The organism is Streptomyces sp. NPDC058877 (assembly GCF_042742855.1).
In the GTDB taxonomy this organism is placed as follows: domain Bacteria; phylum Actinomycetota; class Actinomycetes; order Streptomycetales; family Streptomycetaceae; genus Streptomyces.
This window is the reverse complement of sequence record NZ_JBHYMF010000128.1, coordinates 1-20,363: the sequence shown is the minus strand read 5'-3', so window position 1 is coordinate 20,363 and position 20,363 is coordinate 1. Positions and strand designations below refer to the sequence as shown.

Below are 20,363 nucleotides of genomic sequence, written 5' to 3'. Positions count from 1 at the left end.
CCGTCACCCGCCAGATACAGCTCACCCGTCACTCCCGGCGGACACAGGTTCACATGCGCGTCCAGGACGTAGGCCGCCTTGTTGACCAACGGCGTCCCGATGGGAATGACCGCATGGGGCCGCTCACCCGACTCGACCGTATGGGTGGTGGCGTAGATCATGACCTCGGCGGGTCCGTAGCCGTTGAGCACGGCAATGCCGGGCCTGAGCTGCTGGAGTTTGTGCACGTGCGCCGGAGAAGCCGCCTCACCCACCGTGTAGGCGGTGGTGACGGTGTCGAAGGCCTCGGGGTGCTCGTCGACGAGGTAGTTGAAGAGGGTTGCGGAGAGCAGGAGCGTCGTCACCCGGTGACGGCGGGAGAGTTCGGTCACGAGGACCGGCTCCGGCTTCTGCCCCGGCTGGAGGACGGCCGTTCCACCGTGCAGGAGAGCCCCCCAGAACTCCAGGCTGAACGCGTCCCAGGACACCGGCGAGCACTGGAGGTAGACCTGCCCGGGGCCCGTCGGGAGGTAGGGCTGACCGATCAGGGTGGACGTCAGGTTGCGGTGGGAGGACAGGATCGCCTTCGGGCGGCCCGTCGAACCCGAGGTGAACATCAGACAGGCGGGGTCGTCGGGGCTGAGGGGAAGGAGGAGGTTTCCGGGGTTGTGGGAGAGGAGCTCTCCGGGTGCTTCGGTGTGGGTCGTCCAGGGGCCGTCGACGCGCTCGGCAAGCGCCGGGCGGGTGATGAGGTGGCTGATCCCCGCGTCGTCCGCGGCGGAGCGCAGCCGGTCGTCGGGGAAGTCCGGATCGAGGAGGACGTGGCCGGCGCCGGTCTTCAGAACGGCGAGGAGGGCGGTGGCGAAGCGGCTCCCGCGCTCCAGGAGGATGCCGGCCATGTCTCCGCGTCCCAGACCGCGGGAGCGCAGGTGGCGGGCCCAGCGGTTCGCGGCGGCATTGAGCTCGGCATAGGTGAGTTCCACCGTCCCGTCGATGAGCGCGACCGCGCCGGGGAAGCGCGCCGCCTGCTCCTCGAAGCGTTCCACCAGCGTCGTCTCCACCGCGTCCGCCACCGGCCCGGACCAGCTGCCCGTGAGCACCTCGCGCTCGGCCTCCGACAGCACCTGCAGGTCGGCCGTGTTGCACTCGGTGGGTCGCTCCTCGGCGAGTACGGAGGCGAGGAAGGCGGCGAACCTGTCCTGGTGGGCGGCGACGGCTTCCGGGTCGATGCCCTCGACCGGCGTGTCGAAGTCGATGCGCAAGCCGTTCGCGGCGCCCAGATCGAGCACGGCGACACTGAGGTCGTCCACCGGGCCGTTGCTGACGTTGTGGTTGACCGTCGGGTGGCCGCACACGGTGAGCTCCGCCTGGAAGCCCATGATGTTGAGGACCGGCGCGGCCAGCCTGCGGCCCCCGTCGATGACGCCGGCGTCCCTGCACAGGTCCTCGTAGCGGGTCATCTGGTGGCGCAGGCCGTGCTTGACCTCGGCCGCCACGGAGCGGACCAGGGTCCCGAGCGTGTCCTCGGGGCGCACCCGGAGGCGTAGCGGAACCACGTTCGATGACATTCCGGGGGTGCTGCGGGCCAGTCGGGACGTCCGGCCCGTCACCGGCAGGGCGATCGTCAGCTCGGTCTGTCCGGTGACGCGGTGCAGATAGACGGTGAAGAGCGCCGTGAGCAGGACGGACCAGGAGGCACGCTCGCCGCGGGCGACCGAGCGGAGCCGGTCGGCGTCCGCCGGGGAGACCCGGACGCTGCGCCGCGCAAAGGGCAGGCCGCCGTGCGCGGGGACGGCGCGGTCGGTACCACGGACGAGACCGGTGGGTGCGTCCGGCGCTCCGTGGAGGTGTTCCCGCCAAGCGTTGCGATCGGCCACGGCCTGCTCGGACTGCCGGTACTCCGCGTCTTCGGCGAGCAGTTCGGTGAGGCTCCCGAACGGAGAAGCGCCCCAGGGTTCTCCCGCCACCGCCTGCTCGTACAGCTCGATCAGTCGTGCGAGCGCCATCGACACTCCCACGCCGTCGACGACGAGGTGGTGGAATCCGTAGAAGTAGAAGTACCGCTCCTCGGCCAGCCTGATCAGCGCGCAGCGGACGGGGGCTTGGTCTCCGGTCAGATCGAAGGGGGCGCAGATCAGGGCGTCGACGTGCCGCCACGCCTCGCGCTCCGGGTCCTCGCTGGCGCTCACGTCGATGAACGGCAGGTTGCGTGAGCCGGCGTCGGCGTCGATCAGCTGCCACACCTGCTCGCCGTCGTCCTCGAAGCCACGGACGCGGAGGAAGTCCGCCTCCACCACGAGCCGGCGCCAGGCGGCGACCATCAGTTCCGGATCCACGGGGCCGTTGATCTCTCGGCACTCCCCGACGTTGTACTTGATGCCCGTCGGGTCGAGGGCGTGTGCCGTCCAGATGTCACGCTGGGCCACCGAGAGCGGCAACCGGACGGCGGCCGGAGCGGATGCGACGGGCGTGTCGAACGGCATGAGGGGCTCCTGGGGAAGTCATGACGGAGGAGGGCGACCGCGGGAAGCGGTTCGGCCGGCGAACGGCGGGCATGCGCCATACAACCCGTGGGTCGGGGTGGAGAGCGGCAGTTGCTCCGGCGGTACGGGAAGCGGTTCGGCGGCGGAGCGGCAGTCAGGCGGCAGGAGTGACGGTGGCGCCGGGTACGGGTCGGGTGCCCGGCTCGGCGGTTGCGTCCGCGGCCAGGGTCGCGCGCACCACCCACAGCACTCGGAAGGACGAGCGCCCGCCTTCCGTGCCGGCCCGGATCACGCCGCTGACCAGGAGGTCGCGGACGAGCCGGCCGCAGTGCGGCAGGGGCATGCCGGTCAGGCGGACGACGTCTTCCAGGGCGAAGGGGTCCTCGTTCGCGTCCGAGAGCGCGGTGATCAGGCGACGGTGGTCGTCGGGGAGTGCGGCGAGGGTGCGGGCGACGCGTTGCCGGAGGCGGGAGGCGGAACGTCCGTCGGCCAGGTGGTCGAGGAGCGGTGCGGGGTCGGAGTCGACGGTGTCGCGGAGCGTGGGCAGGTCACAGAGGGTGAGCCAGGAAGCAGCCGCGGAGAGCGCCAGCGGGTGGCCGTCGAGGCGGTGGCAGAGCCATGCGATGTCGGACCGGACGCGATCGTCGGGGACGATGTCGGGACGGGCGTGACGGAGCCGGCTGAGGAAGAACCGGGCCGCGGGAGCGTCGGGCCTGACGCCTTCGGACGGGTTGGGCGCCTCCAGCGGGGAGAGGAGGAAGAGGCGCTCACCGGGGACGTTCCAGGGTTCGTCGGCGGTGAGCAGCAGGCGCAGTCCGGGAAGCTCTCGTAGGAGTCGGCTGAGGCGGTGGAAGTCGAGCAGTGCGGGGTCCACGCCGTCCAGGACGAGGAGCACGCCTCGGTCTCCGAGGGCACCGGCCAGATCAGGAACCGATGGGTCCGCACGGCCCTGGGGCGGGGCGTCGGTCCTTCCGCGGCCTCGACCGTCGGCGTCGGGCCGACCGCCCTGGTCGTCGGTGCCGTGCAGGAAGGCGGCGCAGTCGGCCGCAAGGACGGTGAGCGGTCCTTCACCGGCCGGCAGGCAGTCGGCGACCGCGCCGGGGCTGGTGTGCCAGAGCACGGGGAAGCCCGCGTCGTACAGTCGGGCGGCGGTTTCCAGGGCCAATCGCGTCTTGCCGACCCCGCTCAGCCCCACGATGGTGACGAGCCGCTCGGTGCCGGAGCACAGCTCTTCCGTGAGGACGGCGGCCTCCGCCTCCCTCTCGATCAGTGGGTGCAGGGGTACGGGCGGAGCCGGCCACTCGGTGGCGAAGTGCCGGGGGACGCTGCCCCGGTGTCCACGTCGCACGGCCTCTTCCAGGGCCGTACGGGCCCGAAGGCCCAGGCGCAAGCCGTCCGCGAGGAGCCGTACCGTGTCGGCTCTGGGGCGCTGTGCCTTTCCCTTCTCCAGGTCGCGGATGGCGCGGACGCTGATGGTGGACAGGTCCGCAAGTTCGCGCTGGGTGAGACCGATGCGGAGCCGGTGGCCGCGTATGAGGGTGCCGATCTCGGCGGTGGCCGTCACGGTGTCCTCCGGGGAGAGACTGGTCGTCATGATGAGCTCCCGCTGGTCGAGTTGGGCGGGCCGGGGCGGGGGGGAGCGATCGGGCCTCCCGCCGTGGGCATCGCCTCGCCGTCTGCTGAGTCCCATCGTGCGAATGCGGCTATTGAGAGGGCATCTTGGCGCTAACCCCCTGGTCAGTGCGGGCCGTCCCGCCGCGCGGACCGCTTCTCGGCGGCGCGGCGCAGGGTGTCGACGGCCCGGGAGCACCAGGACGGCGTCGGCCCCGTGATAGCGGAACGGGGTCCGTGATAGCGGGCCGAGCAGGAGGGCGTTCCGTGATAGCGGGGTGATAAGGCAGCGAGCGGTGCCGTGAATCCGCTTGTTCCTAGCGTGGTGGTCACAAGGAAACGCCGCACACCGACGAGAGGCAGGATCCCATGTCGCACACGACCGCCGCCGCCCGCAACTCCCTCCGCGCCGCCGTCGCCTCCGCGCTGATCGTGGTCGTGACCGGAATCGGCGTCCAGACGAGTTGGGCCGACGAGGTCACGGGCACCACCGCCGACACCACGACCTGCACCGTCACGGACCCGACGGACCCGACGGGGACCACCGGGACCACCGGGACCACGGGCGACACCACCACCTGCAACACCGACAACAACCCCTGGGACTGATTCGGCCCCGGCTGGTGCGAACCCTCAGCAGGCGAATGTGAGCAAACGTTCCGCCTCCGCAAGTTCGCGGCTCATCCGCCGCTCGCGGAACACCTCGACCGCCGGGACGAGCAGCTCCCTCGACCGTCCCGGTTCCGTTTCGAGGAGACGGGCGAGGTCCAGGCGCGCCAGCGCGCCACCGCTAAAATCCATGACTCCCTCCCGCGCGGTCACGGCGCGGTCGTAGAAGTCCCTGGCCCGGTCGGGACGCCCCATCATGGCGAACGCGTGCCCAAGGTCGCGGAGCAGGTGCCCCTCCCCGATCACATCGCCGGAATCCCGGCAGAGTTCGAGCACTTCCGTGAAGGTCAGGACCGCCAGATCGCTACGGCCCTGTTCGAGCAACAACTGCCCGACGCGCCGCAGGGTACGGGCCCGTCCCCCTGTGTAGCCGACCCCCTCGTAGATCTCCAGGGCTTCGTCCAACTGCCCCTGCGCCGAGGCGATCTCACCTTGCCGCATTCGAATGTGCGCGCTCTGGGTCAGCACGATCGCACGGCCCACCACGTCGCCCGCGCGGTCGAAGTCGGCCAGGGACCTCCGGTACAGCTCCAGGGCGGTCGCGTCGTCACCGCCGGTCCGCGCGATGAGCGCCATGTCGCGCCGGCACAACGCCTCGCCCATCGGCTCGTCGAGCGCCTGGAAGACGTCGAGTGCCGAGATCAGCGTCTGTCGGGCCGTGTCGAACTGGTTGCGGCTCATGTAGAGGGAGCCGAGTGAGGCGCGTACGGCGGCCGTGCCGCGGAGGTTCCCCGCCTTCCGGACGGCGGCCAGTGCACGGAGGTGGGTCTGCTCCCACAGGTCGTAGTGGCCACGCACCTCGAAGAGCGTGACGAGGGACGTGGCGAGGTCCCAGCTGAGGTCGTGGAGTCCCTCGTCGGCGGCGTGCTCGACCATGCTGCAGAGGGCCGCCTGTTCCGCATCGAGCCACGCGAGCGGGTCGGCGAGAACCTCGTCCGTGTAGGAGGCGGGCGGTTTCCAGCGGGGTGCGTCACCGTGCAGGACGGTGAAGTCTCCGCCGTACACCTTTCGGTGGGCCTGCTGGGCCAGGTACATCCAGCCGCCCGCCATCCGGGCCAACGCCTCCCGGCGCTCCTCGGGTGCGTGCTGTGCGGCGAGTTGCTCGCGCGCGTACACACGGATGATCTCGTGGAACCGGTACCGGAAGCCTCCGGTCCGCTCCACTCCGGCAACGTCCAGCATCTGTACGTCGACCAGGGGTTCCATCAGGTCCGACGGAAAGGGTCGGCGGTCATCGAGCAGTGCACCGGCCAACCAGCTGGGCAGGGTCGGCGCGTGTGCCATGCTCAGCAGTCGCAATAACCTGCGGTCCTCGGGCGCCAGTCCCTCGTAGGTCAGCGAGAGGCTGGCGCGCATCGTCATCTCGCCGTGCGCGAGTTCGTCCAGCCGGTGTCGCTCGTTGGCGAGCCGCTGCACCATGGAGGCCAGCGTCCAGTGCGGGCGGGCCGCGAGTCGGGCGGCGACGATCCGCAGGGCCAGCGGAAGCCGACCGACCGTGCGGACCAGGGCCTCCGCAGCGGCGGCCTCCGTCACGACCCGTTCCCGCCCGACGATCCGCGACAGCAGTTCGAGCGCCCGGTCCTCGGCGAGCACGTCGAGTTCCACGCGGTGTGCGCCGGGCAGTGCGGTGAGACGGGCCCGGCCGGTGACGAGGACGGCGCAACCGCGGCTGCCGGGCAACAGTGGCAGCACCTGCCCCTCGCCCGCGGCGTCGTCGAGGACGACCAGGACCCGGCGGGAGGCGAGTCGGGTGCGGTACATCTCCGCCCGCTCGTCCAGGGCCTCCGGGATCAGCTGCCCCGGTATGCCGAGGGCCCGCAGGAACCGCCCCAGGACCTCTTCGGGCGTCGCGGGGGCGCCGGTCGTCCCGCGCAGGTCGCAGTAGAGCTGGCCGTCGGGAAACCCGGTCTCCGCCAACATGTGGGCCACGTGCACGGCGAGCGTCGACTTGCCGGTGCCGGGCTTTCCCGTGATGGCGGCGAGCCCCACCGTGGTGCGGCCCGGACGTCCGGTCAGCGCCTCTTCCAGGGCTGCGAGTTGACCGGCATCGGAAACGAAGTCGGCGACGGCCGCGGGCAATTGGCGCGGAACGGAATCCTGGCGTGTGGACTCCTGCGCCGGTGCTGCCGGCGCCCCTGCTCCCTCTCCCTTCTCCGGTACCGCGGTCGGGGGCGGCCCCTCGGGCGCCTTCCCTCCCGGCGGGCGGACGGGAACGGCACCGGAAGGCGCCGGGAGCTCACCGGTGAGGATCGCCGATTCCAGTTCCCGCAGTTCGCGGCCGGGTTCCAGGCCGAGTTCCTCGGCGAGGAACCGTCGCGCGGTGCGGAAGGCTTCGAGCGCCTCGGCCTGTCGTCCCGACCAGTACAGCGCCTGGATGAGCTGACCGTGCAGCTTCTCGCGCAGCGGATGCTCGTGGGTGAGCAGTTGCAGCTCCCCCACGAGCCCGTCGTAACGGCCGAGCTCGAGTTCGAGTTGGATGCGGAGTTCGACGGCGGCCAGTCGCTCCTCGTTCAGCTGGCGCGCCTTGTTGGCGAGCGGTCCGCCGTCGAGTCCGGACAGGCACTCGCCCTGCCAGAGGGTCATCGCTTCCCTCAGCAGTCGTACCGCCGGTACGAGCTCGCCCTGCTCGCGCAGCCGCCGGGCCTGCAGGACCAGACCGGTGAAGAGCGCGGCGTCCACGTTGGCCGGATCGGTGTGCAGGACGTACCCCGGGGGGCGGGTCGTGATCGTGACCTCGCCGTCCGCCCCGGCCAGCAGCTTCCGCAAGCGCGACACACAGATCTGCACCTGGGTGCGGGCCGTCTCCGGTGGGTTGTCCTCCCAGATCAGGTCGACCAGGTGGTTGGTGCTGACCACCCGGTTCGCCTCCAGGAGGAGCGCCGCGAGGATGACCTCCTGGCGTCCGGGCGGGAGTCGGAGCGGCCCACCGGGGCCGTGCACTTGCAGCGGGCCCAGAACCCTGAAGGCAAGGGACGACATGTCCGGGAGCTCCTGAGATCTGTCCCCGATGTCGTCCGTCACCGATTCTCCCACCAAAGAAACGAGTTGACACGTCAGGTCCGAGTGAGGACAGTCTCCACAACCACCCCCGCCCTGTCCATGCCGTGAAGATCCCGGTCGGAGATAGAGGCGGGATAACGCGGAGTTGGCGGCTCCCCCCAGACTCCTGGCCGAGAGCGAAAGGGGCTCAGCCGTTGAACCGCCGAGATGACACGAGCACGGGGTTGCCCGCATCCGTCGCCCCCCTCACCACCGGGGGCATCGACCTCGTCACCGCAGCTGGTGTCGACCACGTCCGATTGGTCTACGACTACCTCGACAACGGGGACCTGGACTCGTGCGCCTCCCTGCTGCACGACGGGGTGGTCCTCGAACTTCCGGGCGCTCCCGTCGTGCAGGGGCGCACGGCGGTTCCGCACGCCCACCTCGGAAGCGGGCCGCCGGGCGCCCGCCACGAGATCGACCGGATCGTGGCGCAGGGTCGCAGCGTGGTCGCCACGGGCAGCCGGATCGCCACGGGCACCGGCGGAGAGGAGGTCCGGTTCGTCGACCTCTTCACCATTGCCGACGACGGCCTGCTCCTCACCTGTACCCGGTACTTCCACGTGGCGCCCTAGACGAATCCCAGGAGGCCCCGTCGTCGTCCCGGGCTGCGGCGCCCGGGACTCAGGACGGCTGCCGTCGGTGGACGGGGCCCGTGCCCAACGGCCGCATCCCCGCCTCCGTGAGGAGGCACGGTCGGTTCGCTCCGGCACCCCTGCGCGTCCGATCGCCGCCCTTGGTCCTCGTCGGACGGTGGTGCCCCCGCCCGACCTCCTCGGAGGAAACCGGGGCGCCGGCCCCGTGCACGGGTCCGCTGCGGCCCGGAGGCGTACTCCTCAGCAACCGGCCGCGGCCGGTACGGGACGGAGCCGACAGGCGTCCAGTGCGATGTCGACATGTGCGCGCAGCCCCGGTTCGGGGGCCAGCGCCGAGAGGCGGTGCATGGTCAGCATCGACTCCCAGGCCGATGTCCTGGCAAGGGGGGACGCACCCCACGAAACGCCTTCGAGGTGGGTCCAGAGGTGCGCTCCGAAGCCCAGGTCGATCGTTCCGGCCCGGCACTCCTCCTCGTCGAGGGCGCGACGGGCGGCGGTCAGGAAGGGGACGGCGCCCTCGGGGCCGAGTGCCGAGACCACGGCACGGAGGTGGGACGCGGTCAGGGACGTGACCTCCGGCCAGTCGACCACGTCACCGAAGCGCTCGCACAGACGTACGTTCAACAGTTGTTCCATGTCACTGGTCATGCATGCACAGATACGTTTCCTCAACCCGCCCGGACCGTCGCGACACGCAGGACCCGCCACGCACCCCCCGTACGGAGGGGTCAGCCCGTGCCGAGTGGTCGACCCCGCGGAAAGGCCCGGGGCGGGGCGCATCGAGCGCTCCGACCCCCGGGCGGTGGGATCGTGACGGCGGGGATCAGACCTGCTCGTCCTCGGGAATGCTGACCAGCCAGCGCGAGTCCTTGCGGGGCCGGAGGTACAGCGCCCAGTAGATGGTGGCAACCGCCGTGAGGCCGCCGGTCCACAGCAGGTACTCGACGTCCTGCATGAAGAGGACGTACGCCAGGACCACGATGAGCAACACCGGGACGGCGGGCCACAGCGGCATGCGCCAGGCCGCGACCTCGCGGTGCGCACCCCGACGACTGAAGAGGGCCGCCACGGCGACCAGCAGGTACATGCCGGTGACGGAGACTCCGGTGACGCCGTACAGGGTGTCGAGGTTGACGAAGCACAGGGCCGCGCCCGGGACGCCCACGACCAGGGTGGCCACCCACGGGGAGCCGAACCGGCCCAGCCGGGACAGCGCGTCGTTGACGGGCTCGGGCCATGCCTTGTCCCGGGCGGACGCGAACAGGACGCGGGAGTTCTGGATGACCATCACGATGCCGGCGTTGATGATGGCGAGCGCCACGCAGAGGCTGATGAAGGTGCCGACGGCCGAGTTGGACCAGGCGGCGATCATGCCGCTGATGTCACCACCGGTGAGGGTCTCCAGGTCGCCGGCGCCGAGGGTGATGGCGACCACGGGGACGAGGATGACGGCCGTCGAGATGGCGAGGGTGGCGAGCACGGTCCGGGCGACGGTGCGGCGCGGGTTCTCCAGCTCCTCGGAGAGGTAGACGGCGGTCGAGAAGCCCTGGGTGACGAAGAGGGCGATGGCGAGCCCGGAGACCACCATGGCTCCGGTGACGAGCGAGTGGGCACCGCCCTGGGCCACGACCTCGCCGTGGACGAGCGCGCCCACGCCCCGCTCGGTGTGGGCGAAGCCGAGTACGGCGACGATGCCCGCCGCGACCACTTCGAGCACCAGGAAGACACCGGTGATCCAGGCGTTGGCCCGGAGGTCGAGGAGGCCCGCGAGGGTCGCGAGGAGCATGACGCCGGCGCCGGCGATCGGGGCGGGGACGTGGATGAGCGGTTCGAGGTAGTCGGCGGTCCCCATGGCGATGACCGGCGGCACGATCATCACGACCAACAGGGACAGGACGAACACCAACCAGCCGGCGAGACGACCCGCGAGGGTGGAGACGATGGCGTACTCGCCACCGGCGCTCGGGATCAGCGTGCCCAGCTCGGAATAGCAGAACGCCACGGCAATGCACAGGACCGATCCGATGGCGATGGTGAGTGCGGCGTACGTGCCGACCCCGTCGAACAGGTCGGGCACCACTACGAAGAGGGTGGAGGCGGGCGTCACGCACGACAGCGTGAGCAGGGTGCCGCCCACGACACCGATGGAGCGCTTGAGCTTCTGCGGCACGGGGCCGGTCTGGGGGGCCAGCGCGTGCGGTGCGCTGAGGGTGTCGGTCATCAGGCGGTTCCGATCAATGCGTGCGGTGGTTCTGAGCGGGAGCGGTATCGCCTCCGAGGCGGCTGGTGATCAAGTGGTCCATGGCTCCCGGGCTGAATGGAAGCCTGAGGAGAACCGCAGGTCAATGGCCTTATAGCTGCGGAATTCGTTGTTCCGCTCAGCCTGGAGAAGGGCTCGCGGCGCTAAGGGCGCGCCACGGCGGCGCACATGCTCCGTGCGGGAACCGCAGCCCGACGGGGAGGACTTTTCCTGCGCTTTACCCCTGCTCCACATGCCGGAATGCCGATCGCCGCCGAAAGGGGGCTCCCGCGAGCCGGGGCCACACCCCGAGGGAGCCCCTCGACCGGCCGCTCGCCGACCAGAAAACAGTAGCCATGTACATAGTAGCCATGTATTGTTTCTGGCATGAGTTCAGAAGCCGAGAGCGCCACCGCGGGATTCCTCGTCTGGCGCCTGTCGATGAAGTGGCGGGTGGCCGTGGACCGGGCGGTGGCCCCCCTGGGACTGACCCATGCCCAGTACGCGCTCCTGGGGTCCCTGTACGGCATGGGGCGCTCCGGGAGGCGCCCCAGCCAGCGGGAACTCGCTGACCACGTCGGACTCGAAGCGCTCTACGTCTCCAAGCTGGCCCGCACCCTGGAGGCCGGCGGACTCGTCACCCGCAGCCGGGACCCGAAGGACCCCCGTGCTCTGCAGGTGACGCTCACCGAGCAGGGGCACGAGGTCACGCGCCGTGCAGTCGAAGTGGTCCAGGGGCTCCTGGACCAACTGCTGGAACCGCTCGGGGGCCAGACCGGCCAGCGCGCCCAACGGTTCACCCACGAACTGGCGACCCTGCTCGACGCCCCCCTGGACCCGCACGTCACGAACGACGAGGAGCAACGGACATGACCACCATCGCACCCACCACCAACGGCCGCGTCATCGCCCTGGCACACTACGCCGCGCGCGCCCTCCTGGAAGGAGTCCTGACCCGCCACGGCATCACCTTCGAACAGAACGTGACGCTCCGGGCGGTCTTCGACGGGGGCGCCCCCGTCGAACGGGAGCGGCTCGTCGCCGACGTCATCGGCTCGCTGAAGGCCGACGAATCGGTTGCGCGCACAGCGATCGACCGGTTGACGACGGCGGAGCTGATCGAGCGGGACCCGGCGGAGGCGTCCCGGATTCGACTCACCGATGCCGGTCGGCGACTGTTCGAGACCACCACGGCCGAGACCGCCGAGATCTCCGCCCGGCTGTACGCCGACATCCCGGCCGAGGACCTCGCCGTCGCCGGCCGGGTGCTGAAGCTGGTCACGGAACGTGCGAACGCCGAGCTGGCGCGGACCCGGGGAACCGGGCCCGCATGACGCTGCCGTTCCGGGCGCACACCCCCACAGGGCGCGCGGGGCGTTCGCACCACGGCCCGCGGCCGGCTCCCGCGCGCCCCCTGGCGGCCGGCGAGAGGGCCGGACCTCGACGATGACGGGCACGGCGGCGGAGAGGGCGCCCTTCCGCCGCACGATGCGCCGCATCCGACGCCGCAGGCCGGTCCGTCGTGGATCACGGGACGGTCACCGGTGGCTCTTCGTCGGATCCGGGGGCGACCGGCGGCTCCCCTGCGGAAGTGATCACGGCCGCCAGGTCCGCGCCCGCACGGAGCAGGGCCACGGTCCGCCCGGCGATCCGGTCCAGGCGCTGGCGCAGGACGTGCTGGACCTCTCCCGAACCGTCGAGGTGGCCGAGGGACGCCATGACGTCGCGCACCGCGGGAACACCGTACCCGGCGCCGCGGAGGGCCACGACGATCCTGGCCGCCCTGATGGCCGGAACTCCGTACCGACGCGCCTGCAAGGACGTCACCCGCTCCGGAGCGACGAGCCCCTCCTGCTCCCAGAACCTCAGGGTCGACGGACGGACGCCGAGCGCTGCCGACAGCTGGGTGATCGTCATCGCGTCGCCCTCCCGTTCCGGCTCGGGCGCAGCCCCCTCGTCCCGGATCGCCTCCCACGCCCGTTGGGCGTGCAGGACCTCCTCCCGCTCCCGTGCGAGTCGCACGTGCACCGCGCTGATCGCCGAGGCCGCGGCCTCGATCGTCTCCGTCCGCACCTCCGCGAGCAACTGTCGGGCCGCAACGGACCCGATGGCACCGGCGAGTCCGCGGTAAGCGCGCAGAGCCGTCACGTGGATCGACGTGTAGCAGCGGTATCCATTGCTCGATCGAGCGGCTGGAGGGATGACCCCCAGCCGCTCCAGGTCGCGCACCTGCTGCACCGAGTACCCCGATTCCCCGGCGACGTCGACCGTCCTCAACGGCCCCCCTCGCGAACCGATCGCGTTCTCGCCCACCGACAAACCCCACAGAGGCACTTGAAGGTCACGCTTGAACCATGAGTATGGAACAGATCATCGCGGCGGTGCGAGAACTCGACGGTTCACTCGTGCTCCTGCCCGGGCCGGGAGACGGCTCCCCCGAAATCGCCTGGGGAGACGCGTTCTTCTACTACGCCCCCGACGGCCAGGTCCCCACCCGCACACAGCCCTTCGGAACGATCGTCACCAAGGACCACCCCGGGGACGAAGCCTCCGCACTCGACGCTCCGGGGCGCTGGCGCGTGAACGTACGGATCGACCGTGCAACGTTCTGCAGCCTCATCGGGGAGGACCCGCGGAGCATCAGCCGTGCCCACGACCACGCCGCCGTCGACCGCATCGTGCCGCACCCCGTGTACGGAGCGCTCGGCTGGATCGCCGTGGTCAATCCCGGTGAGAGGACGGCGAACACGGTGGTGCGACTCCTGCGCGCCGCCCACGAGGCCGCTCGGGCCCGGTTCGCTCGGCGAGGCGGACCGGACCTCGCCTGACACGAGCGGCGCCGATTCCCGCTTCCACGCGCGCTGCGGTTCCACCGCCCCGAGCAACGGGTACGCGCCGAGCCGGGCGGTGGGCACCGGAGGCGCTGCAGCTCCGGGCACTCGTCAGGTGGACGGGCCGACGCCCTTCGACAGCGCCTCGGCCGCACGCTCGACCGTCGACGGACGGGTCCTCAGCGCTCTGCTCCGTCATCGATCAGCCTCCGGATGACGAGGGCGAGTCGGACGCGGGTCAGCCCCGCGGGGGTGGTGGGATCCAGACCGAGCGTCCTGCCGATGTGATCGAGGCGGCGGGCGATGCTGCTGTGGTGGCGGTGGAGGAGTTCGGCGGCACGGCGGACGGAGGAAGAGGCGCAGTAGGCGTCCAGTACCTCCACGTCCTCCGGGAGCAGCAGGTCGAGCGCGACCACATCCGGGTTGTCCCGTGCGACGTGCTCGGGAACGGCCGCGAGCAGAGCGAGCGCACCCAGGTCGGCGTGGTGGACGACGGGTTCCCGCGAGGTGGCGAAGCGCAGGGCCGTACGGGCCTGGCACCAGGCGAGGTCCGGGCGGTGGGCAGCACCGATGCCGGCTTGTACGGCTGCGGGAAACCGGGTCCGGTCCAGGGCCGTGGCCAAGATGACCCCCGCGTCGGCGAGCAGGGCCGTCTTCACCGGGCGGGCCGGGCAGACCAGGGTGCCGATCCGGTCGAGCGGGAGCCCGGTCCGTACGGCGACGACGTGCACCGGAAGGTCGACGGCGAAACCGAGGAGGCGCAGCGCCCGCGCTCTGGCGGCGGCATCGCTGTCCCGGCTGACGACCAGTTCGACGAGGGCCGGGTCGGCCATGGTGGTACGGGCCGGGCCGTAGCGCTCCGCGGCAGCCGCGGCGGCAAGGGCGAGCCGGTCGAGGAGCACTTCGTCGAGCGGGTGGGGCGGGCCCGGCCGCTCCAGCCACGCCGTACCGATCTCCTCCTCGTCGAGGGTGATCGGAACCGTGGTGGAAGCGGACTTCGACGCGTCGGGCGCGGCCGTGCCGTGGGGCGAGACACGGATTGACCGGCCGGTGCCGTGGAGCCGTACCCCCACGACGCACTCGGCCAGGCCGGCCGAGGCCCGGACGAGCGCCGGAAGGTCCACTCGGCGGCGCATCAGGGTGTCGTAGAACGCGACGATGCGGATCACCCCGTCAACGTACGGATCGAGTCCCGACAGACGTTCGGCCAATGCCTCCATGACGGAAAGGATGGCAGACCGCAGCCGGAGCGGGACGCGCCCAACGGCGCGCGATCGGGGCGGGACGTGCGACGGATGGCGGATGATTCCCCGGAGTGCGGCCCCGGAGGATGGTCGTCATGGATCCCGAACTCGAAGCGTTCATCCCGTTCTTCCCGCAGACCGACCTGTCCGACCCGGTCTCTGCTCGCGGCCGTTTCGCCGGGCTCGCAGCCGCGGTACCCGTGCCGGACGCCCCGGAGGTGGCGGTCGAGGACCGCGTGGTGCCCGCCGGTCCGGGCGTGCCGGTACGGATCTACCGGCCGTGCCGGGCGGAAGGGGCGGTGGTCTGGCTACACGGCGGTGGGTACGTCATGGGGGACGTGAACACCGAGCACCCGTGGGCCACCCGCATCGCGGAGACCTCCGGCACGGTGGTGATCTCGGTGGGGTACCGGCTGGCACCGGAGCACCCCTATCCGGCGGCCCTGGACGACGCCTACGCCGTGCTCTGCTGGGCCGCCGAGCACGCGGTCGGGCTCGGCTTCGACCCTGCGCGGATCGCGGTCGGCGGTCACAGTGCCGGTGGCGGTCTGGCAGCCGGGGTGGCGCTGCGGGCGCGGGACGAGCGGGGGCCGTCGATCCGTTTCCAGTTGCTCAACCAAGCGGGGCTCGACGACCGGCTCGACACCTGGTCGGCGCGGAACTTCACCAACACGCCCTGGTACCACCGGGGCAAGGCCGTCACGGCCTGGCGGCACTACCTGGGGAACCGGCCCGCCACCCCGTACGCCGCTCCCGCCCGGGCCGCCGATCTGTCCGGCCTTCCGCCGGCCTACGTCGCCACTGCCGAGTACTGCCCGAACCGCGACGAGGGCATCGCCTATGCGGTCCGTCTGCTGCAGGCGGGCGTGTCCGTGGAACTGCACCAGTGGCCCGGTACCTTCCACGGCTCGCAGGCGATCCTCTCAGCCGAGGTCTCGCAGCGGCAGAACGCCGAGCTCGGTGCCGTTCTGCGTCGTGCTCTGGCCGTTTGAGCTGCTCGGCGACGGGCCGACCGGGACGAGGTCCACGGTCCCACGGGCCGGGCCCCGGGACCGGTCCCTCCACGCACACCCGAAAACGAACTCGAGAGCGAACACGAGAGGAACGTCGTCATGAGGATACGACTGGCACTGTGGGCGGTCGTGGCCGCGCTGGGTGCGGGGACGGGCGCCTTCACGGCGGCTCCCGCGTCCGGCCGACCGGACGCACCCCCCGCCGGAGGTGCGCCTGCATCCACGGATTTCCACCCCACCGCACTGCAGAGGTCCCTCGACGACGTCCATCGCGCCGGGGTACCGGGGGTGTTCGCCGAGGTGCGGAACGACGGCAGGACGTGGCGCGGCGCCTCCGGGGTGGCCGACGTCGCGACCGGCCGTCCCGTACGGGCGGACATGCGGCACCGGGTCGGCAGCATCACCAAGACCTTCACCGCCGCCGCCGTCCTGCAGCAGGTGGAGCGGGGAAGGATTCGGCTCGACGCGCCCGTGGGCGACCACCTGCCGGACGTGGTGCCGGGCGAACGGGGCAGGAAGATCACCGTCCGGATGTTGCTCCACAACACGAGCGGCATCCCCGACTACCTTCCCTACGCGTTCCCGTCGCTCCAGGGCTTCCCCGACCGACTGGACGTTTCGACACGGAGTCTCGACGACAACCGGTTCCGCACGTTCCGACCGGCCGAGCTGATCGATATGGGGCTCTCCGCGCCCCCCGTCGGCGAGCCCGGCGGATCCACCGGGGTGTACTCGAACACCAATTGGCTGATCCTCGGCGAACTCCTGGAACGGGTGACCGAAATGCCGGCGGAGGAGTACATCACCCGGAACGTCATCGAGCGGGCCGGACTCCGACACACCGGGTTCCCCACGGGACCCCACGTCGAAGGCCCGCATCCGCGGATGTACGAGTCGTTCTACGGCCTGGTCGACCCGCCGCGCGACTACAGCGTCTACGACGCGTCCTGGGTGGGAACGGCAGCCGCGCTGGTGTCGACCATGGATGACCTGAACCGCTTCTACGCCCGGCTGCTCACCGGTGACATCGTCAGCCGGGCGTCGTTGGACGAGATGAAGCGCACGGTCCCGGCCCGCGCACTGGACGGATCGCCCATCCAGTACGGGCTCGGCCTGCACCGGTTCGACCTGCCCTGCGGCACCTTCTGGGGGCATGACGGCACGGTCTGGGGTGCCGGGACGATGTCCATGAGCAGTGCCGACGGCAAGCGGCAGATGTCGGTGGCGGTGAACCTCATCCGGTGGAACGAGCCGGACGCCTCGGGGAAGCCGCAGCCCCACCCGATCGACGGAGCCATGAGGGCGTTCACCCTGCGGGCGCTGTGCGGCACCGCCCCCACGGTTCCGGACGCCCTCCCGTAGGCACGGCGGGAACGGGGGTCAGGCCCGGCCGGACGCCATCTCCCTCAGCCGGGCGAGAACACGGCCGCCCGAGGCCGAAAGACCGTCGTGCTCCCACTCGTTCGTGACCCAGACGCGCGCGGCCCCGACTTCGCGGGCCGTGCGCAGGGACAGCCCGGCGTCCACGTACATGTCGTCGTGGTAGACGACCGCGGCGAGCGGCACCTCGTTCGCCGCGAGGCGGCGACGGTCATAGAGCGGCGGCCAGTCGGTGCGGGCGGCGAGCAGGTCGGCGGCCTCGGCGAACGGACGCAGGCCGCTGATCTCGTGGAACATCCAGGGGTACATCATCTCGCCGGTGAGCAGGAGGGGGTCGGCTCCCGCCGCGAACTCCGGAAGGCCGGCCAGGGCACGGTCGGCCGCCCAGGCGGTGGGCCCGTCGCCCTGCCCGTAGAGGCTCTCCTGCATGACGGCGAAGAGCGGATTGTCGGTGAAACCGGTCAGGAACATCACCTGTTGGAGGAAGGTCTCGGTCAGCTCGCCTTGGGCTCGGCTCGACGCGTCGACGGATTCGTCGAGCAGCCAGTGGAGGCGCTCGAAGCCGTCGCCCATCCCGAGCAGGAGTCCGAGGGTGCGCAGGCGACGCGGGGTGAGCAGGTCTCCGTTCGGGAGACGGACCTCCTCGGCCGTGAGGAGGTCGGTGATCTCCCGGAGGCGGTGGGCGTCCTCGGGGTAGCGGGCGTAGAAGTCGAGGACCCGGTCACGGACCCGGGGGTAGGTCCGGGCGTAGACGTCATCGGCGGTGGCGGTGAGACCGGGCAGGCCACCGGTGACGTAGCAGGCGCGCAGGCCTGCGGGTGCCTGGGAGAGGTAGGTGAGGGTGAGGAAGCCGCCGTAGCTCTGGCCGAGCGTCTCCCAGGGGGCGTCGCCGCAGAGTGCGCGCCGTATGCACTCGGCATCGGCGACAATCGCATCGGCCCGGAAGTGCGCGAGGTGGTCGGCGAGTCGCTCCGGCGATGCGAAGCGGGCTGCGGAGCGTGCGGTGATCGGGGTGGAACGGCCGGTGCCTCGCTGGTCGAGCAGCAGCACCCGGTGCGTCTTGAGGGCGTGGGGCAGCCAGCCGGGCGAACCCGCTGCGGGCCGGGGGGACTTGCCGCCGGGACCGCCCTGGAGGTAGAGCAGCCAGGGGAGTTCCTCTCCGGCGCGTGCCGGATCGGCGACCTCACGGGCGAAGACCCGGAGGGTGGGGCCGTCGGGGGCCCAGTGGTCCAGGGGAACGGTGAAGACGTGGTCGACGGTTGCGTACGCGGGATTCATGGGATGCCTCGGTGGGATGAGGAGGACGGTGGCGCGCCGCGGTTCTCCCCGGGCAGTCCTCCGCGGGACCGCGAGGGCGGGCGCGCCACGCGGTCCGCGGGTTGCACACCGGGCGCCCCGGTGGGCCGGGGCGCCCGTCGGCGCGCGGTGCGTACGGTGGTGCCCTCCTTGGGGATCGGCATCGCCGGCGTGCGGGATCAGGGGGTCGGGCCGGCCGGTGCCAGGGTGTACGTCCGGCTCGAGGTGTAGAAGTCGAGCGCCGCCCTGCCCTGCTCGCGCGGCCCGTGGCTGGAGGACTTGGAGCCGCCGAACGGCAGGTGGAAGTCCACTCCGGTGGAAGGGGCGTTGAGCCGGATCATCCCCGTGTCGAGCAGGTCGAGACCGTGCAGGGCCGTGTTCAGGTCGGCCGTGTGGACCGAGGTCACCAGGCCGTACGGAACGGAGTTGGCGATCCGGACCGCATGGGCGAGGTCATCGGCGGCGAGCAGGGAGGCGATGGGCCCGAAGACCTCTTCACGCAGCAGCCGGTGCCCCGGGGAGACCTTCTCGACCAAGGTCGGGGCCGTGTACCAGCCGGGGCCGTCCAGCGGGGCGCCGCCGACGAGTGCGGACAGTCCCCGGGCCGCTTCGACCACCTGGTCGCGGGCGTCTTCGTGGATGAGCGGCCCGCACACGGTCACCGGGTCCTTGGGGTCGCCGACGGGGAGGGCCTTCAGCGCTTCGGAGAGGGCCTCGCGGAGTGGTTCGAGGGCAGCGCCGACCGCGATGACGCGGCTGGTGGCGGTGCACTTCTGTCCCGCGTAGCCGGCGAGGGCTGCGGCGATGTGGCCCGCGGCCTGCTCGATGTCGGCATCGGGGAGGACGAGCGCGGCGTTGAGGCCGCCCATCTCGGCCTGCGCCGGAATGCCACGGGCGGTCGCGGCCCTCGCCACGGCCTGTCCGACGGGTGTGGAGCCGGTGAAGGAGACGACGTCGACGGCCGATACCAGCGCGTTGCCCTCCGTCGCACCACCGGGGAGGACGGTGAACACCGCCTCGGGGAGGTGGTGCTGGAGGATCTCGGCCAGGCGCAGGGCACAGGCGGTGGCCTCCGGGGCCGGCTTGAGGACGACGGTGTTCCCGACGGCGAGCGCCGGAGCGGCCTTCCAGGTCGGGATCGCGAGGGGGAAGTTCCAGGGCGTGATGAGTCCGGCCACGCCGTGCGGGCGGCGCCTGGTCAGGAGGAGCCCCTCCCCCGCCGCGGTCTCGTGGACGGCGCCGGTGTGTTCGAAGGGGGCCTGGGCGTAGTAGCGCCAGATCGCAACGGTGCGTGCGACTTCGGCGCGGGCCTCGGCGAGCGGCTTGCCCACCTCGCGCACGACGAGGTCGGCGAGTTCGCCGGCCGCGGCCTCGATGGCGGCGGCGACCGCGTTCAGGGCGGCCGATCGGGCTGCGGCCCCGGCCCGCAGCCAACCGGGCTGGGCGGCGCGGGCCCGTTCGACGGTGTCGACGGCGGCGAAGGCGCCGGGGCTGGGGACCTGCAAGAGGACGTCGGCCGGGTCGGCCGGGTTGCGCGAGGTGAGGACGGGCGTGTCGGTCACGGGGGAAGCCTCCTGGGAGGGGTGCGTCCGGGTGGAGGAGAGCAGGGTGGGTACCGGTGGTGTGCTGCCGTCAGCGGTGCCCGTTGGCCACGGCCTTCTCCGTGGCGGTGCGGACCGCGGCCTCGACCGCGCCGGTGAGGGGATGCCGCGGCGGACGGGTCGGGCCGCCCGGACGGCCGGCGATGTCCATGGAGAGCTTGATGGACTGGACGAACTCCGTCTTGGAGTCCCAGCGCAGCAGGGAGTGCAGGGACTTGTAGAGCGGCAGGGCGGTGCCCAGGTCGCCCTCGACCGCAGCGCGGTAGAGGGCCGCGCAGCTGGTGGGGAAGGCGTTGGGGTAGCCGGCGATCCAGCCGACGGCTCCGGCGAGGGCGAGCTCCAGGAGGACGTCGTCGGCACCGACGAGGAGGTCGAGTTC

The 20,363-nt window shown here is 71.5% G+C and carries 17 protein-coding genes; 7 read left to right on the top strand and 10 right to left on the bottom strand.

The genetic code is table 11. The features are described from left to right. On the bottom strand, positions 1 to 2,462 hold a 2,462-nt coding region (locus ACFW2Y_RS25285), incomplete at its 3' end, for an AMP-binding protein (protein WP_384883483.1). Positions 2,463 to 2,616: 154 nt separating this feature from the next. Then, positions 2,617 to 4,056, bottom strand: a complete 1,440-nt coding sequence (locus ACFW2Y_RS25280) for a helix-turn-helix domain-containing protein (protein WP_384883480.1) — start codon at positions 4,054 to 4,056, stop codon at positions 2,617 to 2,619. 386 nt (positions 4,057 to 4,442) lie between these two features. On the opposite strand from ACFW2Y_RS25280, the gene ACFW2Y_RS25275 reads away from it, so the two are divergent. Next, a complete protein-coding gene (locus tag ACFW2Y_RS25275) occupies positions 4,443 to 4,682 on the top strand; it encodes a hypothetical protein (protein WP_384883477.1) in 240 nt (79 codons plus the stop codon). A gap of 24 nt (positions 4,683 to 4,706) precedes the next feature. Here the strand turns inward: ACFW2Y_RS25275 and ACFW2Y_RS25270 are convergent, their stop codons facing one another. Next, a complete protein-coding gene (locus ACFW2Y_RS25270) occupies positions 4,707 to 7,721 on the bottom strand; it encodes a BTAD domain-containing putative transcriptional regulator (RefSeq protein ID WP_384883474.1) in 3,015 nt (1,004 codons plus the stop codon). A gap of 215 nt (positions 7,722 to 7,936) precedes the next feature. Between ACFW2Y_RS25270 and ACFW2Y_RS25265 the strand changes: the two genes are divergently transcribed. Continuing rightward, complete coding sequence (locus ACFW2Y_RS25265; RefSeq protein ID WP_384883472.1) at positions 7,937 to 8,359, top strand: nuclear transport factor 2 family protein; 423 nt, start codon at positions 7,937 to 7,939, stop codon at positions 8,357 to 8,359. Between the two features lie 261 nt (positions 8,360 to 8,620). On the opposite strand, the gene ACFW2Y_RS25260 is transcribed toward ACFW2Y_RS25265, so the two are convergent. Next, complete coding sequence (locus ACFW2Y_RS25260; RefSeq protein ID WP_384883469.1) at positions 8,621 to 9,028, bottom strand: hypothetical protein; 408 nt, start codon at positions 9,026 to 9,028, stop codon at positions 8,621 to 8,623. Between the two features lie 175 nt (positions 9,029 to 9,203). Further along, positions 9,204 to 10,601, bottom strand: coding sequence for an APC family permease (locus ACFW2Y_RS25255; RefSeq protein ID WP_384883466.1), 1,398 nt, complete (start codon positions 10,599 to 10,601; stop codon positions 9,204 to 9,206). Between the two features lie 405 nt (positions 10,602 to 11,006). On the opposite strand from ACFW2Y_RS25255, the gene ACFW2Y_RS25250 reads away from it, so the two are divergent. Continuing rightward, positions 11,007 to 11,492, top strand: a complete 486-nt coding sequence (locus ACFW2Y_RS25250) for a MarR family winged helix-turn-helix transcriptional regulator (protein WP_384883463.1) — start codon at positions 11,007 to 11,009, stop codon at positions 11,490 to 11,492. Then, the gene (locus tag ACFW2Y_RS25245; protein WP_384883460.1) at positions 11,489 to 11,953 is read left to right on the top strand and encodes a MarR family winged helix-turn-helix transcriptional regulator; all 465 of its coding nucleotides are present in this window, start codon (positions 11,489 to 11,491) and stop codon (positions 11,951 to 11,953) included. Before ACFW2Y_RS25250 ends, ACFW2Y_RS25245 begins: the two co-directional genes overlap by 4 nt. A gap of 193 nt (positions 11,954 to 12,146) precedes the next feature. On the opposite strand, the gene ACFW2Y_RS25240 is transcribed toward ACFW2Y_RS25245, so the two are convergent. Further along, the gene (locus tag ACFW2Y_RS25240; RefSeq protein ID WP_384883457.1) at positions 12,147 to 12,896 is read right to left on the bottom strand and encodes a MerR family transcriptional regulator; all 750 of its coding nucleotides are present in this window, start codon (positions 12,894 to 12,896) and stop codon (positions 12,147 to 12,149) included. Positions 12,897 to 12,979: 83 nt separating this feature from the next. Here ACFW2Y_RS25240 and ACFW2Y_RS25235 point away from each other — a divergent pair, with 83 nt between their 5' ends. Further along, positions 12,980 to 13,447 (top strand): DUF6194 family protein, encoded by a 468-nt coding sequence (locus ACFW2Y_RS25235; RefSeq protein ID WP_384883485.1) that lies wholly within the window; start codon positions 12,980 to 12,982, stop codon positions 13,445 to 13,447. Positions 13,448 to 13,629: 182 nt separating this feature from the next. Here ACFW2Y_RS25235 and ACFW2Y_RS25230 read toward each other — a convergent pair whose 3' ends face one another. Continuing rightward, positions 13,630 to 14,670 carry a helix-turn-helix domain-containing protein gene (locus ACFW2Y_RS25230; RefSeq protein ID WP_384883454.1) on the bottom strand — a complete coding sequence of 347 codons (1,041 nt, stop codon included), beginning with the start codon at positions 14,668 to 14,670 and terminating at the stop codon, positions 13,630 to 13,632. Positions 14,671 to 14,789: 119 nt separating this feature from the next. Between ACFW2Y_RS25230 and ACFW2Y_RS25225 the strand changes: the two genes are divergently transcribed. Next, positions 14,790 to 15,686 (top strand): alpha/beta hydrolase, encoded by an 897-nt coding sequence (locus ACFW2Y_RS25225; RefSeq protein ID WP_384883452.1) that lies wholly within the window; start codon positions 14,790 to 14,792, stop codon positions 15,684 to 15,686. Positions 15,687 to 15,806: 120 nt separating this feature from the next. Next, the gene (locus ACFW2Y_RS25220) at positions 15,807 to 17,069 is read left to right on the top strand and encodes a serine hydrolase domain-containing protein (RefSeq protein WP_384883449.1); all 1,263 of its coding nucleotides are present in this window, start codon (positions 15,807 to 15,809) and stop codon (positions 17,067 to 17,069) included. A gap of 18 nt (positions 17,070 to 17,087) precedes the next feature. On the opposite strand, the gene ACFW2Y_RS25215 is transcribed toward ACFW2Y_RS25220, so the two are convergent. The 3 genes from ACFW2Y_RS25215 to ACFW2Y_RS25205 form a co-directional block, all read right to left on the bottom strand. Next, complete coding sequence (locus ACFW2Y_RS25215) at positions 17,088 to 18,365, bottom strand: alpha/beta fold hydrolase (RefSeq protein ID WP_384883446.1); 1,278 nt, start codon at positions 18,363 to 18,365, stop codon at positions 17,088 to 17,090. A gap of 197 nt (positions 18,366 to 18,562) precedes the next feature. Next, a complete protein-coding gene (locus ACFW2Y_RS25210; protein ID WP_384883443.1) occupies positions 18,563 to 19,945 on the bottom strand; it encodes an aldehyde dehydrogenase family protein in 1,383 nt (460 codons plus the stop codon). Positions 19,946 to 20,015: 70 nt separating this feature from the next. Next, a partial coding sequence (locus ACFW2Y_RS25205) for a dihydrodipicolinate synthase family protein (RefSeq protein WP_384883440.1) occupies positions 20,016 to 20,363 on the bottom strand: 348 nt, incomplete at its 5' end.